At 42.1% G+C, this 20,543-nt stretch carries 20 protein-coding genes; 12 read left to right on the forward strand and 8 right to left on the reverse strand.

Annotation, left to right across the window (positions count from 1 at the left end; translation table 11 throughout):
- Positions 1-932: iron-containing alcohol dehydrogenase (locus tag ACP45E_RS02120; RefSeq protein WP_069584649.1), on the forward strand; the 932-nt coding region annotated here is incomplete at its 5' end.
- 98 nt (positions 933-1,030) lie between these two features.
- Here ACP45E_RS02120 and ACP45E_RS02125 read toward each other — a convergent pair.
- The 5 genes from ACP45E_RS02125 to ACP45E_RS02145 all read right to left on the reverse strand — a co-directional run bounded on the left by ACP45E_RS02125 (position 1,031) and on the right by ACP45E_RS02145 (position 6,457).
- Positions 1,031-1,885: a MurR/RpiR family transcriptional regulator gene (locus ACP45E_RS02125; protein ID WP_017033787.1), complete on the reverse strand. Its 855-nt coding sequence runs from the start codon at positions 1,883-1,885 to the stop codon at positions 1,031-1,033.
- Positions 1,886-2,167: 282 nt separating this feature from the next.
- Positions 2,168-3,832: a pyridoxal-dependent aspartate 1-decarboxylase PanP gene (gene panP, locus ACP45E_RS02130; protein ID WP_017039012.1), complete on the reverse strand. Its 1,665-nt coding sequence runs from the start codon at positions 3,830-3,832 to the stop codon at positions 2,168-2,170.
- A gap of 131 nt (positions 3,833-3,963) precedes the next feature.
- On the reverse strand, positions 3,964-4,476 hold the full coding sequence (locus ACP45E_RS02135) for a hypothetical protein (protein ID WP_017039011.1): 513 nt from the start codon (positions 4,474-4,476) through the stop codon (positions 3,964-3,966).
- An 87-nt stretch (positions 4,477-4,563) separates the two neighbouring features.
- Positions 4,564-5,469: a lysine exporter LysO family protein gene (locus ACP45E_RS02140; RefSeq protein ID WP_069584651.1), complete on the reverse strand. Its 906-nt coding sequence runs from the start codon at positions 5,467-5,469 to the stop codon at positions 4,564-4,566.
- 64 nt (positions 5,470-5,533) lie between these two features.
- Positions 5,534-6,457, reverse strand: a complete 924-nt coding sequence (locus tag ACP45E_RS02145; protein WP_017039010.1) for an HDOD domain-containing protein — start codon at positions 6,455-6,457, stop codon at positions 5,534-5,536.
- Positions 6,458-6,802: 345 nt separating this feature from the next.
- On the opposite strand from ACP45E_RS02145, the gene ACP45E_RS02150 reads away from it, so the two are divergent.
- On the forward strand, positions 6,803-7,390 hold the full coding sequence (locus tag ACP45E_RS02150; RefSeq protein ID WP_017033792.1) for a TfoX/Sxy family DNA transformation protein: 588 nt from the start codon (positions 6,803-6,805) through the stop codon (positions 7,388-7,390).
- A gap of 156 nt (positions 7,391-7,546) precedes the next feature.
- On the opposite strand, the gene ACP45E_RS02155 is transcribed toward ACP45E_RS02150, so the two are convergent.
- From ACP45E_RS02155 to ACP45E_RS02165, 3 genes are all read right to left on the reverse strand, one after another.
- Positions 7,547-8,086: a hypothetical protein gene (locus tag ACP45E_RS02155; RefSeq protein WP_017033793.1), complete on the reverse strand. Its 540-nt coding sequence runs from the start codon at positions 8,084-8,086 to the stop codon at positions 7,547-7,549.
- Between the two features lie 169 nt (positions 8,087-8,255).
- Complete coding sequence (locus ACP45E_RS02160) at positions 8,256-8,753, reverse strand: response regulator (RefSeq protein ID WP_017039008.1); 498 nt, start codon at positions 8,751-8,753, stop codon at positions 8,256-8,258.
- Positions 8,754-8,755: 2 nt separating this feature from the next.
- On the reverse strand, positions 8,756-10,720 hold the full coding sequence (locus ACP45E_RS02165; RefSeq protein ID WP_026026772.1) for an ATP-binding protein: 1,965 nt from the start codon (positions 10,718-10,720) through the stop codon (positions 8,756-8,758).
- 176 nt (positions 10,721-10,896) lie between these two features.
- Between ACP45E_RS02165 and ACP45E_RS02170 the strand changes: the two genes are divergently transcribed.
- The 10 genes from ACP45E_RS02170 to ACP45E_RS02215 all read left to right on the forward strand — a co-directional run.
- A complete protein-coding gene (locus tag ACP45E_RS02170) occupies positions 10,897-12,159 on the forward strand; it encodes a DUF945 family protein (RefSeq protein ID WP_017039006.1) in 1,263 nt (420 codons plus the stop codon).
- 135 nt (positions 12,160-12,294) lie between these two features.
- On the forward strand, positions 12,295-13,389 hold the full coding sequence (gene serC, locus ACP45E_RS02175) for a 3-phosphoserine/phosphohydroxythreonine transaminase (RefSeq protein WP_017039005.1): 1,095 nt from the start codon (positions 12,295-12,297) through the stop codon (positions 13,387-13,389).
- Positions 13,390-13,550: 161 nt separating this feature from the next.
- Positions 13,551-14,183: a hypothetical protein gene (locus ACP45E_RS02180; RefSeq protein ID WP_017039004.1), complete on the forward strand. Its 633-nt coding sequence runs from the start codon at positions 13,551-13,553 to the stop codon at positions 14,181-14,183.
- A 16-nt stretch (positions 14,184-14,199) separates the two neighbouring features.
- Complete coding sequence (locus ACP45E_RS02185; protein ID WP_017039003.1) at positions 14,200-14,568, forward strand: response regulator; 369 nt, start codon at positions 14,200-14,202, stop codon at positions 14,566-14,568.
- A gap of 11 nt (positions 14,569-14,579) precedes the next feature.
- On the forward strand, positions 14,580-14,888 hold the full coding sequence (locus tag ACP45E_RS02190; protein ID WP_017033800.1) for an STAS domain-containing protein: 309 nt from the start codon (positions 14,580-14,582) through the stop codon (positions 14,886-14,888).
- The gene (locus tag ACP45E_RS02195; protein ID WP_017039002.1) at positions 14,878-17,064 is read left to right on the forward strand and encodes a chemotaxis protein CheA; all 2,187 of its coding nucleotides are present in this window, start codon (positions 14,878-14,880) and stop codon (positions 17,062-17,064) included. Before ACP45E_RS02190 ends, ACP45E_RS02195 begins: the two co-directional genes overlap by 11 nt.
- 46 nt (positions 17,065-17,110) lie before the next feature.
- Positions 17,111-19,117 carry a methyl-accepting chemotaxis protein gene (locus ACP45E_RS02200; protein ID WP_241824249.1) on the forward strand — a complete coding sequence of 669 codons (2,007 nt, stop codon included), beginning with the start codon at positions 17,111-17,113 and terminating at the stop codon, positions 19,115-19,117.
- A gap of 9 nt (positions 19,118-19,126) precedes the next feature.
- Positions 19,127-19,657 carry a chemotaxis protein CheW gene (locus ACP45E_RS02205; RefSeq protein WP_017033803.1) on the forward strand — a complete coding sequence of 177 codons (531 nt, stop codon included), beginning with the start codon at positions 19,127-19,129 and terminating at the stop codon, positions 19,655-19,657.
- Positions 19,657-20,187: a chemotaxis protein CheW gene (locus ACP45E_RS02210; RefSeq protein WP_017033804.1), complete on the forward strand. Its 531-nt coding sequence runs from the start codon at positions 19,657-19,659 to the stop codon at positions 20,185-20,187. The genes ACP45E_RS02205 and ACP45E_RS02210 overlap by 1 nt, the downstream gene beginning before the upstream one ends.
- A gap of 5 nt (positions 20,188-20,192) precedes the next feature.
- Positions 20,193-20,543: CheR family methyltransferase (locus tag ACP45E_RS02215; RefSeq protein ID WP_277815671.1), on the forward strand; the 351-nt coding region annotated here is incomplete at its 3' end.

Raw genomic sequence — 20,543 nt, forward strand, 5'->3', positions numbered from 1 at the left:
CCGCTATCATCCCTAATCAAGGGGATGTGTACGATTACGTTGAAGTCGTCGGTCGGAGTGTCCCTTTGAAAACCAAGCCTATTCCTTTTATTGCCATCCCTACTACGGCGAGCAGTGGTTCGGAAGTCACCCGTAACGCGGTGCTTCGCTCAGGACAAGATAAAGTCAAAGTCAGTTTACGCAGCCCCGATATGCTCGCTGATGTGGCCATTGTTGACCCGACCCTTACCTATGGCACCGATGTCCATACCTCTGCTCGAGGCGCCATGGATGCGTTCACTCACTTAATGGAAGCTTATGTCTGTGGCGACCCAAATCCGTTAACGGATATGGTGTGTGAGGAAGGGTTACGCAAGTTGTCTCATTCGGTTATCGCGGCGTGCCGAAGGGATGATTATTCGGCCAGAGCTGACCTGTCGTTTGCTGCGATGTTAGGTGGCATGGCAATGACTAACGCGAAACTGGGGGCTGCTCATGGGCTTGCTGCGGCTTTGGGGGGCAAACTGAATGCGCCACACAGTGTGATCACCAGTCGTCTTGCTCCTTATGTTATGAAAGAGAATATAGAAGCGGCGAAAGACGCGGGTCGAAAAGATGTTTTGAAACGCTATATCAGGCTAGCGCAATTGGTCACCGGGAGAACCAACGTACATGTAGAAGATGGCGTGCTGTGGGTTCAGATGATGCTTGATAAGTTGGAGTTGCCTGTGTTGAGTGATTATGGCGTTTGTTCAACCTCATTCGATAAGGTTGCTGAGGATGCTCTGATGTCGGTTGCAATTAAAGGAAATCCATTGCCATTAACGAAAGAACGCCTGGTCTATATACTGGATCAGGTGTGCCATTGCTCTGGTGATTGTCACGGTGAACAAACAGAGCGAACCAGTAAGGTAGAAATCTTAACGAATTCTGTGGAAGAAAAGCTGACCTAATTGAATCGAATCCTCAATTTAGCTGACCTTCTTATTACTCTAGAAATGTGAGGGGCACAGAAAAGAAAAAACGGAGCTTAAAGAAAGCTCCGTTTATTTTAGTACTGATTCATCTTATCAAAACGAGAATCTTTTAACGCGTCTTTTACGCGCTTAAGGTTTTCTCTAAACCCTGTCCCACGACGAAGCGTGAATCCGGTTGCGAGCACATCAATCACCGTCATTTGTACGACTCGGCTTGCCATTGGCATATACACATCAGTGTCTTCAGGTACATCCAGTGTAATTGATAGAGAGCTAGCTTTATCAAGAGGAGAGTCTTTCGCCGTAATTGAGATGACGGTTGCACCGTTCTCACGGGCTAAGTGAGCAATCTCAACCTGACTTTTAGTACGTCCAGTATGTGAAATAAGGACAATCACGTCATTGTCTGAGCTATTGATGCAACTCATACGTTGCATAACGATATCTTCAAAACACGTAATCGGGATATTAAAACGAATAAACTTGTTTTGCGCGTCTTTTGCAACGGCTGAGGAAGCACCTAAACCAAAGAAAGAGATGCGTTTAGCTTGAGTTAAAAGGTCAACCGCGCGATTAATTTGCATCGCATCAAGGCTGTTCTTCGCAACGTCAAGGCAAGCCATCGTAGACTCGAAAATCTTATGGGTATAAGCATCTGGCCCATCATCTTCTTCGACGTTACGATTGACGTAAGGTGTACCGTTAGCGAGGCTTTGAGCTAAATGCAGCTTAAAGTCAGGAAAACCTTTCGTGTCTAGTCGACGACAAAAGCGGTTAACGGTTGGTTCACTAACATCCGCCATTTTTGCAAGCGTAGCAATACTAGAGTGGATCGCTATTTGCGGGGAAGCCATGATCACTTCGGCCACTTTACGCTCAGATTTGCTAAAATTTTCTAAGTTTTTTTGAATTTTTTCTAATGTGTTCATAGTGTTCACGAGGGCTAGAGAACAACTCGCTGATCATCTTGCTATTAAAGGTCGAATTGTAACGTTCACAACCAAAATAATAGATCAGCGCCATAGGGCGAGTATAAACCTAAGCAAAAGGTTTACCTGCGGACAATTGGTGAGAATATGACAAACCTCAAACTAAATTTCAATTCTTAAAGGAAATTTGAGCGAAAATTGAAATTTTGTGCTTTAACACAATTCATTTTGATACTGTAATTACATTAAGTAGAAAGAAATTTTCACTTTTCAAACAAGCAACTAGGCAGTTTGACATATTTGCTCGGCCAATAGTTTGATTTCATTCATTAAAAAAGGCGCTTTCTTCGCGATTTCTCTTTGCTCAAAGAGAATGGCGTTCAAAATGTCATACGTAGTTAATGGATTAGCCAACACAACACGAAAAACAATAGTGTCTAGGTTATTTAGCTCTTTTGGGTTTAACTGAGTTCGAGATACGAACGACTTACCGGTTTCCCGCTGCCTTTTCTGAATGAACTTAGTTAACTCATTCAGCTGCGAATTAAGCTGCTCTACCTGCTCATGATTAGCCGGTTCTTGATTTGCAATTTCTAATGCCTGTTTTACGAACTCAGGTACATAGCGATAGGTAAGAAGACACAGCTCTGGTTTTGAAATAAGTTGAAAATCAGGCTGAGCATCAATAAGGTCGGCAAAATACTTGGCTTTTTCGATACTTTGGTCGATAAGCAGTTCGTACCCTGGTCTGCTGATGATATGCATACTGGCATAAACCAGCATAGCCATACCTGAGCGAGATCCCTCAAGTGTGTGTGTACCTAAATCTTTCGAGCCTTTTCGTAGAATGTACTGCGCGTGATGTTCAATCGATCGCATCGCATCTGGACTTTTAAACAGAACCATACCTGCGCCCATAGGAATATACAGCTGCTTGTGAGCATCAATGGTCACTGAATCGGCGAGTTCAATCCCGTCGAGCAATTGGCGGTAATTATTCGACATTAACGTCGCGCCACCCCATGCTGCATCAACGTGAAAATGGCACTGCTCTTGCTGACAAATTTTGGCAATCGCTTTGAGAGGGTCGACATTGCCTGTTTCTGTCGTGCCTGCAACACCGACGACCGCGAAAGGCTTAATATTCTGTTGTTTAAGTTGAGCAAACTTGTCTTTTAAATCGCGGGTGCACAAGCGATTATTCTCGTCTGTTTTTACTGAAACGATACTTTGGCGTCCTACACCCAGTGTGTCGGCTGCTTTTTTAAGAGAGTAATGACCACGGTCAGAGACGAGTATTGCGAGCCCTTCGTAGCCATAGTGTTTCATTGCGTTAAACAAGCCTTCTTTTTCTACTCCTTCAAAGTCGCCTTGCGCTTTTAAGGCATTATTTCGAGCCACCCAAAGTGCAGTAATATTGGCTATAGTCCCTCCAGAGCAAAATGCACCAAGAGAGTGCCCCGCACTGTGCATCCAACGAGAGTAAAAAGTGTCATCTTGGTTGTATATGAGGCGATGCAGCATACCCAACACTTGACGCTCAAGAGGGGTAAATGCTTTAGAGGTTTCAATTTTAACTAGGTTTTGATTAAGCGCGATCATGATTTTCGACAGAGGCATCAGAAAGTAGGGAAGCGCTGATGTCATGTGTCCGATGAAGCTGGGTGCAGAAGTATGAACCGATTGCGCGACTAACGTATCGAGCAAGTGCTGAGTATGATCGGAAACGAATTTTGGTTGTTCAGGAATAGCAGGATTAGAAAAGTCCTTTTCGATGTCTCTTAAAGGTTTCTCTTCGGCAACGATATGCTCTCGCAAAAATTGGTTGAGGTTCCTGGAAAGGCCCTCTTCAATTTTCGTTAACGTTGAATCTGGCCCTTCTGGCACAGTAAAAATACGAAGTAAACTATCAAAGTTTACATCAACAGTTTTCTGTTCTGATCCCATACAACTTCGTTTATTTAATCTAGTTTACATTGCGAACGGCACAATCTAAACCAAAACGAAACCAATGTCCCGTCTTAATTTAGAGTGCGTGTTTTTCCATCAAAAATGGCTGGAATGATGTCTAAGTAAGGCTATTTACAATCCATTTCTTCAAGTTTTGCTATAGAACGATTGTATTTCTGTAAAACATTATCAATTTGCTTTGGATGACTTAATAGGTCAGCGAAAGCGGAACGAAGTTGATAGTTTTTCTCATGAGGTTCACTCTGACGGTCGGCAAATGTAAGCTGAGCGGCTTCGCCTAATGCATCATCTCGCTGTGTAAGTGCTTTAATGTCAGCTTGATCAAGCTGAAGCCAGCTTTCGATAGACTGTGCCGTTGAAAGTTTAGCCGCATCATTGTCTAAATAATAATGTACAGCAGCTCGGTTGAGCTCAAAATGGTTTTTTCGCCCTTCTAAGAACCATTGACTTGCTTCCTCTAGTTCAGGGTAGCGTTCAGAAGTGAGATCTGAAAGGTCTTGGTACCAAGCTAGAGAGGCATCGATATAGGCATCATACTTGTCGCTTAAACACTGGGTGTTGTTAGCAAAGACAGAGCTTGATGAAAGAGTTAATAATGCAGCAATCACTATGTGTTTCATAATACGTCCTTTTTTACACACTTTTTGTTCTTATTGGGCTTTCTTTATCGTTGCCGTTAGTTGGCATGATGAGTTATCAGTTTGATTTTACGCAGCTAATGACACAAAGAACAGCATGAGTATTGGAACCAGTAAGCTAAGAATAAATCCGCTAACGATGGCGATAGGCACACACTTTACACCACCCGTGGCTTGAATAACAGGTAACGTAAAATCCATCGCCGTTGCACCAGCATAACCAATGGCAGTACAAGGTTTTGCTCTGATTAATACTGGGATCATTATCAATGCAACCAGCTCTCTTAATAGTTCTAGCATAAACGATGCACCACCGTAGACGGGGCCGAATGCGTCGCCCATGAGAATGCCGGCCAAAGAGTACCAACCAAATCCTGAAGCCATGGCTAATCCTTTGTAAACATCGATATCCAAAATAAACGCTGATAACACACCGCCAATGAGCGAGCTGATCACAATGATGAGTGCGATGAGCATCCCTTGTTTATTGATGAGGATTTGTCTCAGGGTTAGACCGCTGTTTCTAAGCTGAATACCAATAAAAAAGAGTAATAAAAATAGTATCCATTCACTTGCGGTATCAACCCAATCAAGACTCATTGCACCCAACAAACCTATAATGAGTCCACCGCCAACCACCAGGATCAACTTGGCTGATTCGAGAGCCATAAGAGCCAGCGGTAGATTTGAAGAAGTGTTACTGGCATTAATTGGAAATAGCCGGTCGATAATGGGTAATGTGGCTAGATTACAAAAACCAATGCATAGAAAAAACGTCGCGGTGAACTTGATGATGAGCTGTAGGTTTTCGCCTAGATTATCAAGAGCAGCTAAGCTCAGCCCCATTAAGAATAAAATGACGTAGATAAGGTACGAAGTCATTTTATTTAATAGGTGTAAGGTGTTTTCTTTCGATATCGAAATTAGATACCCCACCACCAGTGGGGCAAAGATAAAGATCATCCCTGAGAACATTAAAAATCCTGTTGTGACTCGGTTGTATAGCGAATGTATCGTTAAATGCTATGCGGTGTTAAGGCTACAGACCACTTGCTACAATGACTTCGCTTATCTGATTGTTAAAGTCAAAATCGCTTAGGTTGGTTAATTTGTACAACACATCGGCGCCTGTTGTATCAATTTCAACAAAATGCTCATCCAGTTCGTCATCTTTTCTACGGAACAGGAGAGTATGGTGAGCAATTCGGGCGATGTCTAGATAGCTCAGTGGACTTTCTACATTAGGGGTGTGATCTAGGTTACTAGAAACGCTGATGAAATCTTGGTCAAACCCCCAGCTTGATAGTACCAGTTGACTTGAAGCCGCACATTGTGAGTCAAAGATTTGCAGTGCGATATCTATATCGAGGTAGTTGCCATTCTCTAGATACTGATGGTACTCATTAACCATACAAAAAAGACCGATATCAGCAAGTAAACCGGACAAAAGTGCTTTTTCTACCTCAACATAATTATAAATTTTGGGCTGAGCTTCTTTAAATGCTTTAGCAACCATAACCATGGTCGCCGCGAGTTCCCTAGAAGTTGCTGCGCTCTTCACTAGAATTTTATTACATTGCGTACTTAAGCTGACGGTATGCTTTAATTGCTCAATCGCTTGCGCTGTGACGATGTCTCGCACACGCAAGATACCCAAACGAGATACCGCAGTAAAAAGATCGGTACAGGTAATGTTTCGTCGGTTAAAAATAACCGAATTTGCAACACGAATCACTACGGCAGCAAGCCCAGGGTCTTCGAGGAGACAGTCTGCAATATCAATAATCTCCGTTGTTTCTTGAGTACAAAGGGACTGAATGCGTAAAACGACTTCTGGAATAGGGGGTAAAGTTATTTTGCCAGTGCTTACTGAATGAGCAATAAGTTCGGAAAATTCGCTCTCTATACTTTTAACGAGAGCCTCCTTATTGTCGGGAAGCCAATAAAAAGATAAATGATTCATAGCCAGTCACCAAAGAAATACGGCTTACAGTGTAACTAAATGCTGAGTAGATTAGCAACAACTTACATAATTAGAGTCTGTCTGCATTAGCGTTAGTATGAATAATGTGTGTCATGTTGAATATAAAAGACTGTAAGTGTGATTTCCTTCTCACAAAATCGACTTTTTTATTGAAATGATGTGAAGTTTGAACAGACTTATTTTTCGTCGTTAACTATCATTTCCTTACTAACTAAGGCGAACTCAAATTTAATTATAATATCAGCCTTAGAGCAAAAAATTTCGCTAAAACGCTGCTATCTGGTGATCACACATAATCGGGGTAACACATGATTAGAAGGATCAATGGATATGACAGAACAACTATTTATGGATTATGTGGGCGATTTCGGTTCTTTTCAGAAACGTTCAATGTTTGGTGGCATAGGCTTATTTAAAAATGAGGCGATGTTTGCTCTACTCAGTAGCGGTAGAATTTTCATTCGTGGTGGAGATCAACTCGATTCAAGGCTTAATGAACTTGGTTGTGAGAAATACCGTCATGTGAAAAAGCAAACGACAGCAACAGTAAACTACTACGATATAACTCAAATTTTCGCCGATAAAGGTGACGCTATATACGAGATCGTAAGTGAGTCGATTAAATTGTCTGTTGATCAGCGTAAGTTCCAAAAATCGTCTGCGAGTCGACGCCTGAGAGACTTGCCTAACATGCAATTGACACTAGAACGCATGGTCAAAAAGGCTGGCATCGAAGACGTAGAGACATTTATGAAATTAGGCGCTTCGGCGGTGTTTTCTAAAGTGAGAACCGCGTACGGAACTGACGTTGATGTTAAATTGTTGTGGAAGTTTGCAGGTGCAGTGGAAGGTATCCATTGGAAATTAATTCAAGAGCCTCGTAAACGTCAATTGTTGGAAAGCTGCCAGTAGTTATTTTCTATCGATTAAAAAGAAAGCCGCCATGGTATTCCAGGGCGGCTTTTTTATTGGGGATAATATTGAAGAAAATGTCGATGTAATCTACGTGAACACCGAGCACTATTAAATAGTGCTCAGAATAAGCGGTTCGACACTATATTATTGGGTTTAATACTTGAATCTTGCGGTCAGAATCGCTTGATCGCCGTATGCATCATTGATACGGATCTCTGCTCCCACAGAAAAAAGCTCTGTTGAATGGAAACGAATGTGAGCAGAGCCTAGCCAGTCGTCTTTTTTGTCGATTGAAACGTAACCTGCTTTACCACCGACCTCAAGTTGAGGACCTAACCATTGGCGAATACCCAGGTTGACTTCGATTCCAGTATCTGTGCTACCCAAATCTTGCATGCGGAACAACATCTCACCGGTAAAGTCAGCCCAGTTATTGACTGGTGCGTGAAATCCAAAACCAGCAGCAGCGTCATAGTCGCCTTCAAATTCAGAGTCGATACGTCCAATAAAGTGGGCGTTTGGATGAATGGTTTTGCTGACGGCAGCGCCGAAAGTCACGGGGCTTGCGCCAATACGAGCTTCAAAATAATCGTAACTGAAGTTACTCATTACTGAAGGGCTATTAGGGTCAGTTTCTGAAAAGGCCTGACCTGATGCGAGCAATAAAGCTGTTGCAATGATTTTTTTATGCATAGTTACGATGAACCTATTTCTAGTTATTTCCGTTGTCCTAAGCAGTGTACCGCTATGACTATGATATATCACGACATGATAATGCATCCTTGCTTAATGGCACTAACAAAAAATGTCATTCTTTTGTCGTTTAACCAAAAACTAAGCAATTTAAGTGCCTAAAAACGCACTATTCTCCAAAGCTAATACGATTCTTAGCGATAGCATTGAAGATTTTCTCTGTATCTAAAACCGAGGCCCATGGCATTAGTTCAGGTTCATTCTCTATCATAAATGCAGTGAGTTGAGCGATAAGCACTTTTCTCAGTTCGTCTCCACTCCATGGTTTCGCAACAAAGTAATCAAGGCTAGAGTGATTAACGGCTTCCACCGTGTCATCGAGCCCTGCTTGGCCTGTCAGCAACACTTTTTTACTGGCACTGGTTTGATCATCACTATTCAGTTCAATCAAAAAACTAATGCCGGTTTGTTCTGGCATAATGTGGTCGCAAAGTATCAGCGCGAGTGTCGTCTGTTCCGAAGCACAGTCTGACAGAATGTGCTTCGCTTCCGCGACGGACTCTGCCGCTTCAACGATAAAGTGCTCCTCAAAACAGTCTAAATCTTGAATGACGCTGTCTAAAACATCGCGTTCATCATCAACACATAGAATGAGATATTTATTCATGGTTACTCCTTGTCTCTGTGTAGGGTGCAGTGAATAGGAAGCCAGACCGCCATTCGAGTAAATTCATTTGGAACGGATTCAACCTCAATTCTGCCATTGTGTTGATTGATTATCTGGTGGCAAACAGATAATCCAATACCCAGTCCAAAATTGCCTTCTTTCTTGGTGGTAAAATTTAAAGTAAAAATTTGTTCTTGTAGCTCAGGGGTAATACCCGTCCCGTTATCTTCAAAACAAATAACAACCCAGTGTTGATCTTCGATTGATTCGATTGATGTGTGAATTTTGAGTTCTCCAGGTATTGGGAGAGCGTCAATGGCATTGGATATGAGATTTGTCCAGACTTGCTGTAAAGCAATCGGCTGACAATAAAGTTTCGGGAGCTCGCAATACTCTTTGACAACCGTATGGTGTTTTAGCTTATTTTCAAAGATCACCAACGTATCTTCAATCCCTTCATAGATGTTCGCCGAATGGAAACATTCATCATCAGGTCGGGCGTATCCTTTAAGACTTTTGACCATGTCTGCAATTCTATGTGCACAAACTCCAATAGAGCGAAGTGTCGTGCCGGTTAAGTGGTAAAGGTCGTATTGATTCACTAGCTCAAGCGCATGCTCAGGGTTATGTTTGGCGAGAGAGACGAGTTCCTGATCATTTTCTAAACGGAGCTTAACCAATTTTTTTGCCAGTAAGCGGTGCTTGATCTCATTATCTAAAAGCTTAGATTTGGCACGATCTTCAGACGTCGAGGTGGGTGTTGATATCAACGCTTGGTCCAAAATAGTCTTGCCTTTCTCGTTCGGCGTCGTTAGCTCATTAGACAGATTTTTTGAACCAAGTTCCAGTAATTGATCAAGCTTACTCGTCAGTGTTTCTGTCCCTCGCAAAATCGCTGCAATAGGGTTATTGAGTTCATGGGCCACCCCAGCAACGAGTTGACCTAACATGGCCATTTTCTCTTTTTCGATCAGTTGCTGGTGCGCAGTTTCGAGTGATTCTAAGGTTTTTTGCAGTTCAAGTTTTGTGTTAATACTTCGTTGTAAGCGGCGGTTGAAGTGGCGAAGTAATAAGTTGGTAAACAGTGGTAATAGATGTGTGTTGGAATGCATCACCTTGGTGAAAATATCGCGATCCAACTTGATAACCTTTGTTCTGGTGAGGGTAATTGCGGTGGAAAAGGACAACTCACCCGTGACAAATGACATACCCCCAACAATATTCCCCTTATCATGACGAACCACTTCTCGCTGTTGGCCGAGCTCATCTTTTTTATACAGTGCAACTTTCCCTTCAGTGATAAACCATAAGAAGCGATTTTCCTCTCCTTCTTTGGTTAAGAGGTGATCCGCGGAATAGGTCCGACAGGCATGACTATCGTCTTCTTGAAGAAAGAACAGTTCTAAAGCTGAGATCACCTGTTCTGCCAGTTCGGCATCGGATAGCCTGTGGTGATCTGAAATAAAACCTTCTTGGTAGCTTTTCATCTTCGCGTCGATATGCGCGCGAAGTAAGTGTTGCTGATCTAAAATAAGGCTATAGGAAAGGAGGTTATCGGTATCTTGTTCGATGACAAAAGTCGTGAGTTCTTTTTTGACGGTTTTATAGACTAAGTTGTCTTGCAGCGGTTTGGTTAAACAGTGATCCAAACGACCTTCATTAACCGCAGACAAAATCGCCTGAATGTCTTGCCCGCAACTTAAGAGAATTTTTCGTGCGCTTTTGGTATGGGCAGATTTATCCAGTTGAATTAAAAATTCAGCGCCATTAAATTCAGAATGGTGGCTAGCGATGACAAGCGCGACCGTTTGCTCTTGCTGCTTACAAAACTCTAAGGTGCAGTGAGCGTCTTCAATGCTATCTACTGCATGGATATCGAATCGTGTCGCAAAGTGGCTAAGCTCAGTACGTAGTTGTTCTACGCTGATAGGGTTGTTATCAAGATACAAGAGCGCAAATGAATTCACGAATTTCTCACAGGTAAACGGAACTATGAAAACTGTATCAATTATCAATCTATCGGTTTGAGAGCTAGGTTTTAGAAATTTGCTCTTAACAAAAATAAAAGCAATACTCTGATTTAACTCAAACATTTCTAATGTATAAAAAACGGCCCAAATAACTAATGGAACCCCAACAATCTATGAAACAATTAAAAAAAATCGGCGCGATTAGTGGTGCTGTGCTAGTTGCATTGTGCTGGCCACTTGCTGTTGGTCAAATAGGCCAAAGGGTTATTACTGATGGGGTTACGCATTTAAGTAATGACTTGGTTAGCGCAGAAATCATCGATTATGATCGTGGCTATTTAAATTCAACCGTTCAAACTCGATATGCGCTGAATGATGTTGACATGATCGCTCAGTTTGAAGCCGATGGTCTGCCGACAGAGGTGGTTGTTAATAGTGTGGTCAAACATGGCTTACTCAGTTTAGATGCGCATTCGTCACTCGAAGGGAGCGAATTTCCGTTGACGGTGAATACCGTTACTCAGTTAAACGGGAATACTGATTATACGGTGAATTTGGCAAACTGGTATTACCGAACTCAAGGTGTAGATGAATTGGCCATCTCGGTATCTCCTTCTACCATCACCGGTAACATTACAGTGCTGGGACAACTTGCTTACCAACTGAATATGCCTTCAATCGAGCTGGACTTTTCAACGGGTGAAAAGTTGATATTGACGGATGTCGTAGGTCAAGGCGAGGGCAAAAATGAAAGTGGATTTTGGTTAGGCAATCAATCGATGTCGATTGAGAAGTTTACGATTTCCGATTCCACTGCCATGCAGACATCCTTTGAAATAGAGAAAGGTCAGTATCAGTTTACGTCTGAGCTTAATAATGAACAAAATCGATTGACCAGTAATCATAAGGTGAAGATGGGCAGCCTATTTACACCAGACGGTTCAGTCGATGATTTTAGCCTCGACTTTTCGATGGGTGACATTGATAGCGTCGCTTTTGAACGATTAATGTCTCTTTATCAAAGTAATCCAATAATGACAGAAGAAGACATAGCAGAGGCGATTCCTTATGTTGAATCTCTTTTCTCCCAAGGTTTTTATTTAGCAATGAATAAGATGTCCTTGAAAGTAGGCGAAGGTGAATTTGAGTCTATGTGGAAGCTCTCGGTGCCACAGGGTACCGACCAAGTTTCACAGGATCCGAGTAAAATATTACCCGCTCTAACGGGGAATATCAGCACCTATTTTTCTAACCAACTGGTTATGGATTTTCCATTCATTAAGCAAGGGATCGATGAAGCCGTCGTGATGGAAATTATTCAACAAACCGAACAGGGTTATCAGATTACAGCAGAACTTAAAGAGGCCAATGTGGTCTTTGAAAGTGGGCAGGAAATTCCTTTAATGTCGCTATTACTGCCAATGTTAATGCAATAAATGAGTCGATAACGAGTACTAGAATAACAAAAGAGCTTGAAAGAGCTCTTTTGTCACTTTTTATCCTTAAAAAAACGTGCTATTAATCACAGTTAGTATCTACAAAGCATTTTGAAATTAGGAGCAAGGACACTCATGCAGCCCAACACGGATAACATTTTTAATTTTAGTGCTGGCCCAGCCGCTTTACCTAAAGCCGTGATGGCTCAAGCTCAAGCTGAGTTCATCAATTGGAATAACTTAGGCACGTCAGTGATGGAAATCAGCCATCGCAGCAAACCCTTTATTAAAGTGGCTGAAGATGCCGAGCAAGATTTGCGAGATCTTTTATCCATACCGTCTAATTATAAAGTTCTGTTTTGCCAAGGTGGAGCGCGTGCTCAGTTTGCTGCAATCCCTATGAACTTATTGGGCAGCCAATCAACCGCCACTTATATTGATGCCGGATACTGGGCAGAAAGTGCCATTGCGGAAGCGAAAAAATATTGCGAACCTGATGTCTTTGTTGCGAAAACGGTGCGAGACGATAAAGTCGCGGTTGTGGACGCGAAAGAGTGGCAGATCCATGCTGATGCAGCGTATGTTCACTTCTGCCCTAACGAAACTATTGATGGCATAGAAATCAATGATTTACCCGTAACGGATAAACCCATCGTCGCAGATATGTCATCAACGATACTGTCGCGTGAGATTGATGTTTCAAAATATGGTGTGATTTACGCCGGTGCTCAAAAAAACATTGGCCCAGCTGGCCTATGTATCGTGATTGTTCGCAATGACCTCTTAGACTTGGCAACCGATGTATTGCCTAGCATTTTGAACTATAAAGTACTGGCAGAAAAAGAGTCGATGTTTAACACACCGCCAACTTTTGCATGGTATTTATCAGGGCTCGTCTTTAAGTGGTTAAAACAACAAGGTGGGGTTAAAGCACTTGAGAGTGTTAACCGCGAAAAGGCGGCGTTGTTGTACCGCTGTATTGATGAATCAAGTTTTTATAAAAACAACGTACATCCTGAGAATCGGTCATTAATGAATGTACCTTTTCAGTTAAGCAAACCTGAATTGGATGAAGTATTTCTAGAACGTGCTGAAAAGCGTGGTTTAGTCGCTCTTAAAGGTCACAGAGCGGTGGGTGGTATGAGGGCGTCTCTTTATAACGCCATGCCTATAGAAGGTGTTCAAGCGCTAGTAGAGCTGATGAAAGAATTTGAAGCGGAATTTGCGTAAACCTCTCTTTGAAGCAACAACTAACCTTATGACCTAAAACAAAAAGGCTTAATCAAAACGAATGATTAAGCCTTTTTCCAATTTTATCTCACCATTTCACTGCAAACCGTCAAAACTGAACTAGGCTATTTACTAGATTGTAAATAAAAGGGACGGATTGAGTGGGCAATGTTCGGATTAACATTAAAGTGGTGTTCGGCGTATTCTTTACGCTCGCGTTGATATTTGATCTGAGCTGGAAAACGTTAATTGCTACTTTGATTATCAGTTTTTTTACAGCCTGGTTTAATCAACGACAGCCCCAATCATCATCTCATACATCTCACCAAACCATTGTCCACTCAATGCATAGTCATTTTCTCCCCAAGCTCAATAAGCAGCTGGAAATCTCTTACAAAGATGCTCATCAATCGATAAATCAAATAACGTTACGATTCGTTACATTAAGCCAATTGGTGAAAAAAAGGAACGAGATTGACTTGTGTTTGGCTGCTCAAAGTAGTGACGAGACAGCAGGACACGAGAAGCAGAAATTAGAAAAAGAGATGAACGTAGCCTACAGTGAACTCATGGAACTTCTTCAGCACGGAGACAGGAACCTACAGAGGCAAGCAGGTGTCATGGAGTTGTTGGCCCTAATCGTAGAGGAACTACAAGCCATTGATGATGAAGGGCAGGGATGGGATGAAACCTTACTGAATAATCAACTCAATAGAATCATCGATCGGACCGAATTAGCTATTGCGAAAGAGATAAGTCGTAATGAATCTGATGAAGGCGTGACCTATTTTTGAAAGGAGACATCAAAGGATGAAGAAAAAAATACTGATTGTTGATGATTCCGAATCGCTTCGACAAGTCGTGAGTATTGCATTAGAGGGCGCTGGCTTTGATGTTTTGGAAGCGAAAGACGGAGTGGATGGGCTGAATAAGCTTGATGGCGTGCGGGTACATCTGATTATTAGCGATGTCAATATGCCAAACATGAATGGAATAGACTTCGTTAAGCAAGTTAAAACGTTGGATAAGTATAAATTCACGCCAATTATCATGCTAACCACCGAAAACCAAGAATATCTCAAAGAGGAAAGTCGAAAAGCAGGTGCAAAGGCTTGGATGGTGAAACCCTTTAAGCCGGACCAAATGTTACAAGCCGTCTCGAAATTATTGTCAGTGTAAAGAGGTGATGGATGGACATAAAAGTTTATTTACTACCCCAAGAGTTAACGATTTATGAGGTGAATGAGGTTCACCAAGACCTGCTTGATCTCATTGAAACTAATGAACTCATACAATTGGATGCCTCACAAGTTGAAGAGTTAGATACCGCTGGTTTTCAGTTGTTAATTTGGTTCTCTAAGTACTCACAAGAGGTCAATTCGATACCTCCTCTATGCCGTTCAGGTCACGTTGTTTTAGAGTATGTTAGAACGCTTAATGTTCAAAACCAAAGGTTGCTCATCGGGCAAGAAAGCGTAAGTAGTGCCTATGAGTATTGATGTTAACAAGGCACTTATTACCTTCATTGCAGAAGCTGAAGAGCTCATCAACGATATTGAACAGCTCTTATTAGATAACGAAAATGCAACGCAATGGCGCAATATTGATTGGTTGCACGAAGTATTTCGTGGTGTGCATACGATTAAAGGCAGTGCGGGGTTGTTTGGTCTTGATGAATTGGTCAACTTTAGCCACCTGCTCGAATCATTGCTTGAACGATTAAGAAGTCAATCCCTTGATATCGATGCTCAAATCATGGCATTGGTGATCGAATCAACCGATGTGATAAAAATCCATATTGCAAGTATAGGTGTCGGTCAATCTGATGAACTTGCCGTAAAATCAAACCGTCTCGCTAAAAAAATAGCCGATTATCTACCTAAGTCATTCATCTCCGAGCAGCGTCCTGTATCAGAAAAAGCCGATATCACAGATAGCGATTCTGCAGATAATTCTGAAATGAATGGCATTTGGCACATTTCGTTTCGCCCGCAACCTAACGTTTTTCAAGATGGCTTAGATCCCATCTCTTTTATTCGCTACTTATCGACTCAGGGTGAATTGGTGTCTGTTCATCTCATTGACGAGGATTTGGATACAGGCAAAGAGTATCAGCCTAGCAAGTGTTATTTAGGTTTTGAAATTCGGTTTCAAGCCTCAACAACGCGTCGCGCTATTCTAGATGCATTTGAATTTATCCTTAATGATGCTGACTTAATTATTATTCCACCAGACAGTCAAGTTGATTCGTATATTGACTTGATCAATAAATTGCCTGAGTCATCTAAGAAGTTGGGTGAAATTTTAGTGGAAGTCGACGCTTTAACCCAAGAACAACTCAACGATAGCCTTAACATCCAGCATAACCACAAAACTTCTCATCAACCGGCTCCGTTACTCGGTAGCATCTTGACTCAACGCCAAAATGTCCCTTCAGAAGTCATCATGGCGGCAGTCAAGAAGCAGCGGCCCAATATCAGCGTAGCAAAAACCTTAAGAGTAGAGGCCGCTAAACTGGATCAGCTTATTGACTTAGTGGGAGAAATGGTAATAACCGGGGCAAGAACGAATCTACTCGCTCATGAAACGGGCAATGAAATGCTGATTGAAGCAATGGCTCAACTCGAGCGATTGGTTGAAAATATTCGAGACAGTTCGTTACAGCTGAGAATGGTGCAAATCGGTGATACGTTCAAAAAATACAAGCGAATTATTCGCGACAGCGCTTCGGATCTTGGAAAAGACGTTGAACTCATCATTACTGGCGCGGAAACGGAACTCGATAAAACCTTCGTCGAGAAGCTCAGTGACCCTCTGACTCATCTTATTCGAAATGCGATTGACCATGGTATTGAATCCTGTGATGAGAGAGAAGCTCTAGGTAAGTCTCGCAAAGGAGTGATTCGATTAAATGCCTTCCATGATTCCGGCTCAATAGTGATCGAGGTGTCAGATGATGGGCAAGGGTTGAACGATAAAAACATCGCGTCTATTGCACTTCAAAAAGGTCTTATTGATTCGATTAACGAACTGAATGCTCAAGAACTACAAAGGCTTATTTTTGAACCTGGCTTCTCTACGAAAAGTGAAGTCAGTGACCTTTCTGGTCGTGGTGTCGGCATGGATGTCGTTAAGCAAAACATTGAATCACTACGAGGCACCATCGAGTTAGAAAGCGAAGCAGGTGTTGGTTCTCGATTCATCATTAGGCTTCCTTTAACACTGTCAATCATAGACGGGTTTATGTTTCAGGTGTCGGGCGGTAATTATGTTATTCCACTCGACAATGTTATTGAATGTTTAGAACTCAACGAAATTACGTCAGAGGAAGCGATTCGTCATAAAAAATTTGTGGATCTGCGAGATTCAACATTACCAATCATGCGACTGAGTGAATGGTTCGGTGTTAAATCTCACTGCTCTTTTGAGCAAGAAGCATTAATTGTTGTTCAGTTTGGTTCTTTTAGAGCGGGTTTGATTGTTGACACATTAAGTGGTGAATATCAAACGGTGGTGAAGCCATTAGGCCCCATTTTCGAAGGACTTAAAGGCGTCAGTGGCGCAACAATATTAGGGAGTGGCGATGTTGCCATTATCTTGGATGTACTAGCACTGATTCAGACAGTTCTGAATCGTAGTGAAACTGAAAGTTCACAGCGCTTGAGAAATGAGTGACCAGTAAATAGGTTGTTATTTTTTAAGCTCTGGTGAGGAGAAAGACATGATAGGAATGCTGTCAATACGGAACAAAATCATCATCGCCATGTGCACTATGGGTTTGCTGCTTTTGGTCATTGCAATCTCAGTCCAAGCAAAAAATCGAACGATTGAGTCTTATGCTTATAGCGTTGGACAAATGGACATACCCACTGCAATTTTGTCATTGAATATGCTCGAAGAACTGGGTGACATGAATTCGAATGTATTGGAGTTTATAACGGGTGAAGCCGAAGAAAAAGAAGACTTTATATCGAATTACAATGAGTTTGTTACCTATTTTGAAAGGCTCAAAAAGCTCAATTCAGTTGATCCTGTGCTCATGACACAATTGGATGATTGGTCCCATCGCTACTATGACGATATGGAAACGTTAGTCTTTCAAAGATTTGATCCCACGCTTGAGAGTAAAGCAGTTAAACAGTACCACTATTTAATTAAAGAGTTTGCAGAACCACTAGAGCGTTTGCTCGACACATTAAAAGAAGAAGAAGTGGAAGATGCTGGAAGATCGGGTGACTTTCAAGAGGTATTAAACGATGACCTTCCCGGCGTTCGTTACTATCTTGAGTTGATCGATGAATTGGGCGATATGATGTCTGCTTTGAATGATTACATGCGAGGGGAGATAGGCGCTGTCACTGCCTTTGAAAAGGAGGCCCGCACCTTTGCTGATTTTCTCTCTCAAATTAAGCCCTTAGAGCGTAAACCCAACGAGATTCAAAGTTTAAGCAAAGTTGAACAGATGTATTTAGAGTTGTACGAAGGTGGGAAGAACATATTTGACACCTATAATCCGAGAGACAAACTCGAAGCGGCGGTCCAAATAGACAAACTAGAACATGAGGTGTTTAGAAAGCTAGAGACTATTCTTGATGAAATCAGTCTTAATGCAACTGAACAAGGGACAAAATCTCTTAAAGACCTGATTAACTCAGCAAAAGAGAGTATCTCTCTCGTTTGGGGCTTACTCGTTCTCGCGGTGATATTGGCGTTTTTCATCGCTCTATTTCTTATTAAGGGGATCGTTATTCCTATTAAGGCCCTGGCTCAGGCGGCGGAAGATTTGCGTTCTGGAGAAGGGGATTTGACTCGAAGAATTCCTGATTTTGGCTCTGATGAAGTGGGAAATACTGCACAGAGCTTTAATGGGTTCATCGATAAATTACAAAATATTTTACTGGATATTCAACGTTCAGTGGAATCCATTGCACACAGTACCAATGAAGTGACCACCACCTCACAACTTCTGAGTTCCACTTCAAGCCAGCTAGCCGGAAGCGTAGAAGAAACGAGTGCCTCGTTAGACCAAATGAGTTCTTCTATTTCTATGAACACTGAAAACTCAAAAGTCACGAATGGTATTGCTACACAATCTAGCTCCGAAGCTTATGAAGGCGGTCAGGCAGTAAATGATACGGTTGATGCGATGACAGAGATTGCCCAAAAAATTGGAATTATTGAAGATATCGCCTACAAAACTAATCTACTGGCGCTAAATGCAGCGATTGAAGCCGCTAGAGCAGGAGAGCATGGTAAAGGCTTCGCAGTAGTTGCCGATGAGGTCCGTAAACTTGCGGAACGAAGCCAGGTAGCGGCTCAGGAAATCAGTACCCTTGCTGACAGTAGCGTCAAAGTTGCCCAGCATGCAGGTGACATGCTTAACCGCATGGTGCCAAACATTCAAAAAACGGCGGATCTTGTTCAAGAAATCACTGCTGCATCAACAGAGCAAAGTACCAGTGTGGCAGAAATTAATCGTACCGTTTCTCAGCTTGACGACATCGCACAAAAAAATGCGTCAGCGTCAGAAGAGTTAGCATCAACGGCCGTCATGGTACAAGAGAAAACCAGTGAAATAAGAAGAACCGTTGGTTTCTTCAAGTTGACGCGAGACGATAACTCACCTTATCAATATAGGGACAAAAATATCGGAAGAAACAGCGATGTAGATAGACATATCGCATCGTCAGATAGCTATGAAGCTGGGTATGTACCGTTCAAAGATTAGGAGAGTGCCGTGAGTAAAGACACATTTGAAACTCCTCATCGTGATCAATATTTAGAGTTTAAGGTGGGTTCCGGCTTATTCGCTTATCCCATTTCGAAGATCAAGGAAATCATGGAGTATCCACTGGTTGAGCCGATCTCTGGTGCCCCTAACTACATAAATGGCGCGATGAACTTACGAGGTCAATTACTGCCCATTGTTGAGTTGTCACAGTGTTTAGGTAAAGAAGCATTAAGCATAGGTCCTAAAACATGTGTGGTCGTTACCGAGATAGAACATCAGGGGGTCAAGTATATTGTTGGAAACAAGGTCGATTTAGTGACTCAAGTGATGGAAATTGATAGTCGTGAGTTAGAAGCCATCCCTGATTTAGCAGGAAGCTTAACGAACCCGCTGCTTAAAGGGCTAGCCAAGTTAGACAATCGATTACTGACGGTTTTGGATGTGGATAACTTGCTGAGTCAAGAGCAAGGACAGTGGCTGAATAAGTCAATTACCGATCATGATTCTTCTATGACACTGAGTAAGGAATCACTTTGATGGAACAAGCTGAACCGAAGATGGATAAAAACAGTAACAAAGGGCAGCTTTTTGTCGACATCGGAGAAGAAGTTTTCTCTATTCCGATTTACTTTGTTAAAGAAGTTATAGAGCTTGGTAAGATCACAATGGTGCCTATGTGCTCAAATATCATTGTTGGTGTTACTAATATAAGAGGGAGTGTAGTACCGGTAATCGATGCTGCGATTCGGCTAGGGTTATCTCAATCTCAAGATTACGACAAATACAGCTGCATCGTGTTGTATGAGAATGCTGATAACATAACTGGCGAGATCGCCACGTTAGGTTTAATCGTCAATAGGGTGCGATCAATCGAAGCGGTTACCGATATGATGGAAACCAATACGCCCGCCTTTGGAACTCATATACCTGAGCGCTATATCCAGCAAATGATTCGTGTGAACAATTTGATTTGTCCAATACTCGATATGCCAGAACTATTGGACAGTTCCGCCATTAATAGTGAGATAGTTCAGCATCAAAAATCCTCGTATCTGTGCAGAGAATGATTGCCATGACGAAGATATTGACGGATAGCCAATTTACATATATTCAAAATCTAGTCGAATCGTATACTGGCATTTATCTCCCAAACAGTAAACGTGGCATTGTAGAGAATCGACTTCAGTCCCGACTCACTTATCGTCAATGCCAGAGTTTTGAAGAATACCTGATCACCCTAACTGACCGAAGTGAGAATGGTGAATTTTTGTCGTTCATTGATAAGATGACCACACACGAGACTTCATTTTTTAGAGAAGCGTATCAGTTTGATGCGCTAAGAGAACTATTGATCTCTGCACACCACCCTAACCCCATCAGTGTTTGGAGTGCCGCCTGTTCAACGGGAGAGGAGGTTTATACC

The sequence above is a fragment of the Vibrio genomosp. F10 str. 9ZD137 genome (genome assembly GCF_049974785.1).
Taxonomy (GTDB): Bacteria; Pseudomonadota; Gammaproteobacteria; order Enterobacterales; family Vibrionaceae; genus Vibrio.